This is a genomic window from Micropruina sp., assembly GCF_047607385.1.
Lineage (GTDB): Bacteria > Actinomycetota > Actinomycetes > Propionibacteriales > Propionibacteriaceae > Micropruina.
In genome coordinates, this window is sequence record NZ_JASGDE010000073.1 from 1 (window position 1) to 9,130 (window position 9,130).

Genomic DNA, 9,130 nt, shown 5'->3' on the forward strand with positions numbered 1-9,130 from the left:
CGTCGAGACCGGCGCCGGAGTCGGCGGCGGGGTCGGCTCGGCCCACGCTGTCGCCGAACCACCCACCCAACTGCAGGACATCACCGCCGCCATCACGCTGGAAACGCAAACCCGCACCATTGATGACCGCATGGCAATTCTCCTTTGAGAGGCGGTCGGCCTGGGAACAAAGTGTCCGAGGCCTCGGCGTCCCGACGACAGTGTCGGATGCCTGATGCCAACGCTAGTACGACCAAAACGCCGGCGGTAGAGCCCAACGGTCATTGCTTCGCTGTCGACAACCGCGAAGGCGGCATCGCGTCGGGCCGGGTGCTGATCCGGGCACAGGCCGAACAAAGTTCAACCTGGGCCTCGAATGGGTCACGCTGGTCGTGTCGGAATTCGCCGACGCCGGACGGGTGCTGAGGTCGCCGAAGGTCGGCTGACTCAGCCCGTCATGGGTTGATGGTGTTGCCGGACACGTCCAGCGGTCCGGCGTCCTTCTCGTCGATCAGGGTGACCACTTGGACAGTTCCGGACCTGGTCAGCGTGTTCCCGGTGATCGTTGTCGCTCCGGAGCCGGTCCGCATCACGAAGATGCCGCCGTCGCCGTCTCCAACACCGTCGAAGTCGAGGTCGCGACCGGGGGCATTGTCGACCAGCAGCGAGTTGGTGACGCGCAGCGTGGTGGCTTCGCCAGGCGCGGAGGCGATGCCTTTGCCGTAGCGCACAGTCAGCGCGTTGGCCGTCATCGACGCCGGGCCGTATCCGCCGCCTGCTCGCCCGGCATAGAAGAACCCGCTGACCTCGACCCCACCCCAGTCGCCGGCCCTGGGACTGGTGGCATCACCGTCACCGTTGGTGTCGCCGCCCACCGAGTCGTCGCGAATGCTGGTCAAGATCGCGGGCTTGTCGGCCGTGCCGTTCACCACCAGCGAACCCTGGAAGCCGACCTCCAAGACTCCTCCGATGTCGAATTTGAGGACGGCGCCGGCCGGAACGGTGAGGGTGCCGACTATCGACATTTGGCCCATGACGAAGGGCGATCCGCTGGTGGGGACCGTCCAACTGCCGATTCGGCCGCCGATGAGGATGGCGTTCACCTTATTGCCGCTGGCGGTGTTGCTGAGTAGGTTGTCGGGCTTAAAATCCCACTCATAGTAGGTGTAGGCAGGTATGTCGGTGGTGTTTCCGGTGACGTTGTTTCCGGTGACCTGAGTCGCCGTGCTTTCCGGGTTGGCTCCGCGACTCGGAAATTCTGATTCGACAGAGATTCCGCCGGATGAGGTGAGGGTGTTGTCGATGATGGCGATTGAGCCCGGGGTGAATTCGAGGAATTGGTGACGAGCGGCGGTGATGCCTCGGCTGTTGTTGCGCAAAATGGAATTGGTCAGCCGGAACTGATCCGCCTCGAAGGAGTTGATCCCGGCCCCGTAGCGTTGGTCGAGTTCGTTCGCCATGAGTGTGCCGTGGGTATAGCGGCGATCCCCGGACCACCCGCTGCTCACGCTGACGCCACCCCAGCTTCCCGGCTTGGGCTTGGTCTGGTTGCCGTTGCCGTTGGTGTCGCCGCCGACAGTATCGTCATGAATGCTGGTGAAGATCGCCGGCTTCGCGTCGGTGCCGTTCACGATGAGGGAGCCGTTGATCACGTTGAGGGTTCCGGCATCGTCAAACTTGACGATCGCACCCGCCGGAATGGTGAGTGTCACCCGCGGCGTCAGTGGAGATCCGGGGATATCGCTGAGTCGGAAACTGCCCATGATGTAGGGAAGGCCGGTGGTGGGTAGCGTCCAGTCTTCGAAAAGGGCACCGCAGAGCCGGATGGCGTTGACTTTGTTGTCGCTGCCGCTGTTGGCGGTGAGCAGCGACGGTTGCAGGTTTCCGTCGCAGATCGAATAGGCCGGTTGCGCGCTGGTGGAGCCGCTCACCGAGTTCCCGGAGACTCGGACCGGAACCGCGGGATCGGAAGGGTCACCGGTGTTGTAGGCGCCGAGACTCGAGACGGCGATGGTGCCCGAATCGGTGAGTGTGGTGCCGGTGATCGTGATCAGACGCTCCGGGTCCGTCCTCTTGTCGCCGCGGAAGGCGACGACTCCCGCGGTGTTGTGCGCCAGTGTGGAATTGGTCAGCCCGAACAGCGACAGGTCCGACTTCTGGCCGGCTTTGTTGCTGCCGTCGATGCCGCTGCCGTAGCGCACGGTGAGGGCGTTCGCCCGCAGGATCGAGTCGTCGTTGAGCCGGATGCTGCCCCAATCGCCCGCCCGCGGGCTGGTCTGCTTCCCGTCCCCGTTGGTGTCGCCGCCGGCCGAGTCGTCGCGGATGCTGGTGAAGATCGCCGGGTTGGCGGTGGCGCCATCGACGATCAGTTCGCCGTCCACCGACATCGACGCCAGTCGATCGAATTTGACGATGGTGCCCGCAGCCACGGTCAGGGCGGCGCCCTTGGCGATGGTCACCGTGCCGGCGACTCGATAGACCGTCCCGCAACCCGCCGGTTGCCAGACGGTGTTGCTGGCGATGGTGCCGCTGACCGGGATCACCGTCGGCGTGCAGGTCGAGGTGTAGCCGTAGCGGGCTGCCGGTCGGGGCTTGCTGGTGCCGTACTTGCCGGTGACCAGCACGTCGACGGTGCCGCCGGCGTTGCCGGCCGGCGCGGTGACGGTGAGCTTCCGGTCGCTGAGCAGCCGCAGGTTCTTGGCGGGCGTGCCGCCGAAGGTGACCCGAGCGGCACTCTTGAACCCGGAGCCGGCGATGGTGACCGTGGTGCCGCCCTTTGCCGGCCCGCTGGTGGGATTGACCGAGGAAACCTGAGGAGGAGCGACGAAGGTGAACCGCGTTGCCCGGCCATTCTTGGACATGCCGTAGGCGGTGACCACCCGGACGTTGGTCGAGCCGGCCCGGTGGGCCGGGGCCGTCACCGAGAGCTTCTTCTCGGAAAGCACCCGGATGTCGCTGCCCGGAACATCGCCGAATAGGACCGCGGAGACATCGATGAAGTCGGCGCCGGTGATGGTGATCGTGGGCCTGTTGTCGGTGCCAGCCGTGTCGGGACGCAGCGCGACGATCCGCGGCACCTCGACGTAGCGGTACTTGTTGGGTGCGGAGGCTCGTGACGTGCCGGTCTTGGTGACCACCCGGACGTTCACTTTGCCCCGCCCGGGAGGGGCCAGCACGGTCAGCCTGGTGTCGGAAAGCACCCGCAACTGCCGCCCGGCCTTGTCGCCGAACCAGACCTTGGTGGCCTTGCTGAAGCCGGTTCCGGTCACGGTGACCAGCGTCTTCCCGGACGCCGGCCCGCGTGTCGGCGCCAACCCGGTCACCGTCGGTGCGGCGGCCCTGCTGGGCATTGAGACCGGTGCCGGAGTGGGCGCCGGCGTCGGCTCAGCCCACGCCGTCGCTGAACCGCCCACCCAGCTGCAGGACATCACCGCCGCCGCCACGCCGGAAATCCACGCCCGCATCACTGATGACCCCATTGCACTTCTCCTCCGAGGGGGCGGCAGGCCTGGGAACAAACCGTCCGAAGCCCCGGCGTCCCGACGACGGCTGTGTCGGATGCCTGATGTCAAACTAGTACGACTAAAACTCGTGCGGTAGTGGAAATCGTGATTCCCTGGGCACCGCAGGCGTGCCGCCCTACTCGAAAGACTCCGTGAGGTCGGTGGCGAACCGTTCCCATCCCACATGGGGGTTGGGCTCGTAGAAGTCGATCGGATCGCTGGTGGCCGCGATCGCCCAGGTCAGGTCGTAGAGCCCGAAGTCCCTGATCCGTTCGCAGATGATTCCCATGCGGTCGAGGTAGCTGGTCCCGTCGAACACGGGGTCGGGCGCACCGAAGATGCCGCGGGTGCCAACTCGTCGACCACGAGCGTGTTGAAGCCGTCCAGGTGCTTCCCGCTGACCACTGTGTCGCGCAGGCCGCCCTGGCCTCGACCCGCGGTCAGCACGCGCGTCAACTGGTCCGCCTTGGCGTGGAACCAGTACTCGACCGCGGCGAGGATCCGTTCCCGGTCTTCCGCGGAGACCTCCAGCGGATCGTCCCCCGCTCGCGTGCGCCGTCGCGGATTCATCAGCGTGGAACCGAATCCAACGTGAATGCACGCAAGGCGGCACGCGTTGCCCGATCCCGATCACGGGACGGAAGGCGGTCGCCAGGTCGGCCAGAACCGACGAGTCAATGTCATGGATGTGGGGAATTCGAACTTTCCTCAGCACCTGCGCTTGAAAGCGCAACGTGCCCCCGCGCATCTTCACGCAGTACGCTTCCACCTGCTTCTCGACGACCTTCGACAGCAACAGGCCGCCCAGAGCATCGAGATCCCAGGTGTTCGACACGATCCAGTAGAGATTGTGGTGGGGCACGTACCCCGCCGGTACCCGCACCGGGGTGGCCTCCGCCTTCATGTCCTGCATGACCAGCATCTCTCGTTGCAGCAGGGAGAAGTTCTGTCGATCGATGGTTCGGTACCAGTGTGGGCCGGAGCGTTTCGCGACACTGCGGGAGCGGAGTTGGTGTGCCTCTCGCTCGTAGTATCTGGCCAGCTTCGGATAGTCGCTCAACTGAACCAGGCCATCGGCCGTCCACGGCGAAATGAGGTGCTCGCCGGTGAACCGGAACTCACCGTGACGGATCGCGTCCGGAGTCACCATCGGCATCAACCGATCCGGTTCCACGTCGACGGGCCCGGACCGGATATAGATCCGGTCAGCCCCGGTGGCGATGCCGATGCCCAGGCGGGTGCCCGTGCTGGCGTCTTCCAGCAGCGGCATCGTCTCTTCCAGGCGCTCCAGCCAGGCGATCACCGCCGGTGAGCCATCCGGCCACACGTCGGACGTCTCATGCCATGACGGAAGCACGGTCGCCTCCAGGTCGGCGGTCGTCAATCGGGGCTCGGCGCTATCTCGCCACCGCAGGTATGCCGACGTCTGGCTCGCCCGGAATCCTTCACCCGCCTTCGCGATCGTCGCCGTCCCCTGAGACCTCTTGCTGATCACCGTGATCGCCGGATAGGCCGATACCTCGGACTCGAACGCATCGGCATCGTGCATCACGATCACGTCATCGACGCTGAAGCCCGCCACGACCTTGGCGCGCAAGGCCCGCCCATAGGCGTTGCGCATCCAGCCGCCACCAGGTGCTCAACAGTCAGAGCGCGACAGCCGTTGATATTGGCCCGCTCGATGTCGTAGCCGCGCAGCGCATTGGCCAGCTCGTCCCACCGGGGGTTCACGGGCAGGGACGCGGTCAACCGTTCCAGCAGCACACGCCAGAACGCCCCCGAGCCAACAGCCGGCTCGACGACCGTCAGGAGAGTGAGATCGCGGGCCGAGACGTAGTCCGCGAGATCGAGCATCAACTCCACCACCCAGCGACGGGTGAACACCTCGCCGCGCCTCTTGGCAGCGGGACTGAGTACTGAGGTGATGGTCACCCGCCTAACCGCCGGCTGTGACAGCGTGTGGCGCGGCTCTCCACCGACGCCGGCACTCAGGGTTTGATGACGATCTTTCCGTCCAGGGTGCCCTCGGCCATGGCGCGGAAGCCTTCGGCGGCGTCCGGAAGATCCAGCACCCGATCGATGCCGGGCCGGACGCCGGTGCGCTCCATCAACTCCAGCAGACCGTGGAATTCCGCGACGGTGCCCATCGTCGAGCCGATCACCCGCAGCTGCTGGAAGAACACCCGGTTCAACTCGGCCGGCGGATTCGGCCCGCTGGTGGCGCCGGCGCAGACGATGGTTCCGCCGGGACGCAGTGAGCGTAGCGAGTGCGCCCAGGTGGCCTCGCCGACGGTCTCGATGACGGCGTCCACCCGTTCGGGCAGTCGGGCGCCGGGCTCGAACGCGGCGTCGGCACCTCGGCCCAGCGCCGCCGTCCGCTTCGCCTCGGTGCGTCCGGTCACCCAGACCCGGAACCCCAGCGCGGAGCCCAGGGTGGTGGCCGCGGACGCCACCCCGCCGGAGGCGCCCTGGATCAGCACCGTGTCGCCGGCACTGAGCCCGGAGTCCCTGGTCAGCATCCGGTAGGCGGTCAGCCACGCGGTGGGCAGGCAGGCGGCCTGTTCGGCGCTCAGCCAGCCGGGCCGGTCGATCAGGTTCGCGCGGGGCACCGCCACGAACTCGGCCATGGTGCCCTGATGCAGTTCCGACAGCAGGGTGCGCTTCGGGTCGAGGGTCGCATCGCCCGACCAGCCGGGGGAGGCGATCACGGCGTGCACGATCACCGGCCGGCCGTCCACGGTGCCCGCGGCGTCGGTGCCCAGGATCATCGGCATCCGCTCCGCCGGCAGCCCCACGCCGGCCAGCGACCACAGGTCGTGCCGGTTCAGTGTGGCCGCCTCGACCCGGACCACCGCCCAGCCGTCGGCGGCGTCCGGTTCGGGACGTTCCCCGATCCGCAGCGCGGTCAGCGGGTGGTGGGGATCGGCAGCGGTGACGTGGGCGGCGAGCACGTTGTCAGGCTATGCCGAACCGGCCCGGCTCACTCGGCGTCGTGGTAGGTCAGGTCGGATTCGGGAAGGTCCTCGGGGAAGACGTGCGCCGGGTAGCTGACCGGACGGGCCGGAACCCCGGCCACCGTGGTGAACGGCGCGACGTCCTCGAGCACCACCGAACCGGCGCCGATCTTGGCGCCCTCGCCGACCTCGATGTTGCCCAGCACCTTGGCGCCGGCGCCGATCATCACGCCGCGGCGGATCTTCGGGTGCCGGTCGCCGCCGACCTTGCCGGTGCCGCCCAGGGTCACCTCGTGCAGCATCGAGAAGTCGTCCTCCACCACGGCCGTCTCGCCGATCACGATCGAGGTGGCATGGTCGAACAGGATGCCCTTGCCGATCCGGGCGCCGGGGTGGATGTCGACCGCGAAGACCTCGGAGATCCGGCTCTGCAGGTAGAGCGCCAGCGACTGGCGTCCGGCCAGCCAGTAGTAGTGCGCAACCCGGTACGACTGCAGCGCGTGGAAGCCCTTGAAGTGCAGCAGCGGGATGGAGTAGCCGCGGCAGGCCGGGTCGCGGCTGAGCACCGCCCGCAGGTCTTCGCGGAAGGCCAGCCCGATGGTCGGATCGTTGGCGAAGGCCTCGTCGATCAGCGAACGCAGGCTGAGCGAGGTGATGGTCGGGCTGCCCAGCTTGGACGCCAGCAGGTAGCTGAGCACGTCGTCCAGCTTGTCGTGGGCCAGCACGACGGTGTGCAGGTAGCTGGCCAGCGCGGGCTCGCTCTCGGCGGCGGCGGTGGCTTCGGAACGGATGCGGCGCCAGATTTCGTCGGTCGGCATGACATGCCTTTCACAGGTGAGGGTTGCGGTCGGATGGTGGCGAACAGGGTGGGACGGGGTTGTTCAGCCGAGTCGACAACAGCAACACATGCACATCAGCGCGCCGGTGGCGTGCGCGGTGATCATCGTCACGGTGGTGTGCATGGGCGCCAATCTAGCAGTCGGGGCCGGTCCGGGCCGAGGGTCGGACGACCCTCGCCTTTCGTTAACACAGCCGGTGCCCGGAGTATTTCTACCGGGTGATCTGCTCGGTGCCCTCCAGGTAGAGCCGGCCCCGGCGCGCGGACGCCTGGGCGAGCCAGGCGTCCTCGATCACCTCGGCCAGCTCTGCCCGGGTCAGTTCGGCCAGCCGGCTCAGCCGGAGCAGGACCGAGGGATGCCCGTCGAAGTGCGGGGTGGTGAAGAACGGCGTGGACGGGTCCCGCACCAGGGCCTCCTTGGCCGCCAGGTCGGCCACCCAGAACACCACCACGTCGTGGTAGCGCTGCCCGGTGTCGGGGTCGACGGCGTCCGGGCGGGGCGTCCGGAAGAAGACGAAGGACTTCCCGCCCACCTGGTAGACGGGCGTGGCCGACTCGGCGTCGTAGACGGTGACGTGCGGCAGCGCGGCGGCGAAGGCGTGAATGTCGGCGACCTTGGCCGGGGCGTTTCCCCTTCTCATCGGACGCCGCTCATCGGACGCCCACCGGGTCGCGGTCGGCCAGCGCCGCCAGCGCGGCACCGACCCGGTCGGTGTCGCCGGCGACGAAGACGTATTCGGTGTTGCGGGTGTGCGAGACCCGTCCGACCTTCTCGCCGAGATGGTTGTAGATCCCGATCCGGGCGCCGATGTAGCGCCGCGAGTCGAAGGCCAGCAGTTCCACCGCGGGGTGCCCGGCGTCGCGCAGCCAGCCGACGATCTGCTCCGGGGTGACCCAGGCCTCGTCGTTGTAGGAGACCATCACCACCTCGGCGTCGACCGCGCCGATCACCGCGGCCAGCGCGTCCGGCATCCGGCGCCGGGAGTTGAACGGGCTGGCGTTCGCCTCGGCCCGGGCGTCGGCACGCTTGCAGGCGATCCCGTAGTGGTCGGGGGCGTCCCAGCGGACCAGGGTCTCCCAGATGTGGTAGTAGCTGAAGTAGCGGTGCTGGTTGTACGGCGGGTCGAGGTAGGCCAGGTCGGCTGGCGGCATCGTCCGGGCCACCTCCAGCGCGTCGCCGCGACGCACCGTCCCGGTGCCCGGCAGCAGCGCCGGTGTCCGCAGCCGAAGCTGATTGGCCGATCGCGGCGCCCAGGTCTTCAGGTAGGCCATGTGCTGGCCGGTGGTGTTGTCCACCCGGTCGGCGGCCTCCATCAAAGCGGTCAGCAGCACCGGGTACAGCGGGTGCCCGGCCAGTCCGACCAGGTGTTCCCGGATCGCGTCGATCCGCTGCCCGTTGTGCGGCTGGAAGAACCGGGCGTTCTCGCAGAAGGTCTCGGTGACGTAGCCGCGGCGTCCGGGCAGCGCGTTCAGCGCGGCGATCAGCTCGTCCAGTTCGGCGCCGTCCACGGCGGCACCGTCGGTGGCGATGTAACAGCGGGCCAGCACCTCGCTGTAGCTGGCCAGGTCGACCGCGGTGACCAGCAGCCCGCGCCGTTTGAACTCCTGCGCGACCCGGGTGGTGCCGGTGAACAGGTCCACCGCGGTGCGGGCCTCGGCGCCCTGTGCCAGCGTGCCCAGTACCCCGGCGAGCGCCCGCTTGGAGCCCAGGTACTTGATCACAGTCGAACCCTAGATGAGTAAGTCCTGGGGCGGTGTGGCGTCTGGGGGTGTGGGTGAGGGTGTCGCAGAGTCGGTGTTGCGAACCAACCAAGCTCTGGAGGCTTTGATGGACACCGATCTGGACACCCTCGCGA

At 67.6% G+C, this 9,130-nt stretch carries 8 protein-coding genes and 1 pseudogene; 1 reads left to right on the forward strand and 8 read right to left on the reverse strand.

Annotation, left to right across the window (positions count from 1 at the left end; all coding sequences use genetic code 11):
• Positions 1 to 434: 434 nt before the first annotated feature.
• Both QM582_RS06555 and QM582_RS06560 read right to left on the reverse strand, forming a co-directional pair.
• Positions 435 to 2,603: a hypothetical protein gene (locus QM582_RS06555; RefSeq protein WP_415082849.1), complete on the reverse strand. Its 2,169-nt coding sequence runs from the start codon at positions 2,601 to 2,603 to the stop codon at positions 435 to 437.
• Between the two features lie 42 nt (positions 2,604 to 2,645).
• Positions 2,646 to 3,248, reverse strand: a pseudogene (locus QM582_RS06560) (IPT/TIG domain-containing protein); the annotation flags it as partial.
• Between QM582_RS06560 and QM582_RS06565 the strand changes: the two are divergent.
• On the forward strand, positions 3,166 to 3,579 hold the full coding sequence (locus tag QM582_RS06565; protein WP_415082850.1) for a hypothetical protein: 414 nt from the start codon (positions 3,166 to 3,168) through the stop codon (positions 3,577 to 3,579). The pseudogene QM582_RS06560 and the gene QM582_RS06565 sit on opposite strands and share 83 nt — an antisense overlap.
• A gap of 39 nt (positions 3,580 to 3,618) precedes the next feature.
• Here the strand turns inward: QM582_RS06565 and QM582_RS06570 are convergent, their stop codons facing one another.
• The 6 genes from QM582_RS06570 to QM582_RS06595 form a co-directional block, all read right to left on the reverse strand.
• Complete coding sequence (locus QM582_RS06570) at positions 3,619 to 5,103, reverse strand: hypothetical protein (protein WP_415082837.1); 1,485 nt, start codon at positions 5,101 to 5,103, stop codon at positions 3,619 to 3,621.
• Positions 5,037 to 5,414: a hypothetical protein gene (locus tag QM582_RS06575; protein WP_415082839.1), complete on the reverse strand. Its 378-nt coding sequence runs from the start codon at positions 5,412 to 5,414 to the stop codon at positions 5,037 to 5,039. Before QM582_RS06575 ends, QM582_RS06570 begins: the two co-directional genes overlap by 67 nt.
• Positions 5,415 to 5,470: 56 nt before the next feature.
• A complete protein-coding gene (locus QM582_RS06580) occupies positions 5,471 to 6,433 on the reverse strand; it encodes a zinc-binding dehydrogenase (RefSeq protein ID WP_415082841.1) in 963 nt (320 codons plus the stop codon).
• A gap of 29 nt (positions 6,434 to 6,462) precedes the next feature.
• Positions 6,463 to 7,254: a serine O-acetyltransferase gene (cysE, locus tag QM582_RS06585; protein WP_415082843.1), complete on the reverse strand. Its 792-nt coding sequence runs from the start codon at positions 7,252 to 7,254 to the stop codon at positions 6,463 to 6,465.
• A gap of 232 nt (positions 7,255 to 7,486) precedes the next feature.
• Positions 7,487 to 7,915 carry an MmcQ/YjbR family DNA-binding protein gene (locus QM582_RS06590; RefSeq protein ID WP_415082845.1) on the reverse strand — a complete coding sequence of 143 codons (429 nt, stop codon included), beginning with the start codon at positions 7,913 to 7,915 and terminating at the stop codon, positions 7,487 to 7,489.
• Positions 7,916 to 7,925: 10 nt separating this feature from the next.
• Positions 7,926 to 8,996 carry a DNA adenine methylase gene (locus QM582_RS06595; RefSeq protein WP_415082847.1) on the reverse strand — a complete coding sequence of 357 codons (1,071 nt, stop codon included), beginning with the start codon at positions 8,994 to 8,996 and terminating at the stop codon, positions 7,926 to 7,928.
• Positions 8,997 to 9,130: the final 134 nt, after the last annotated feature.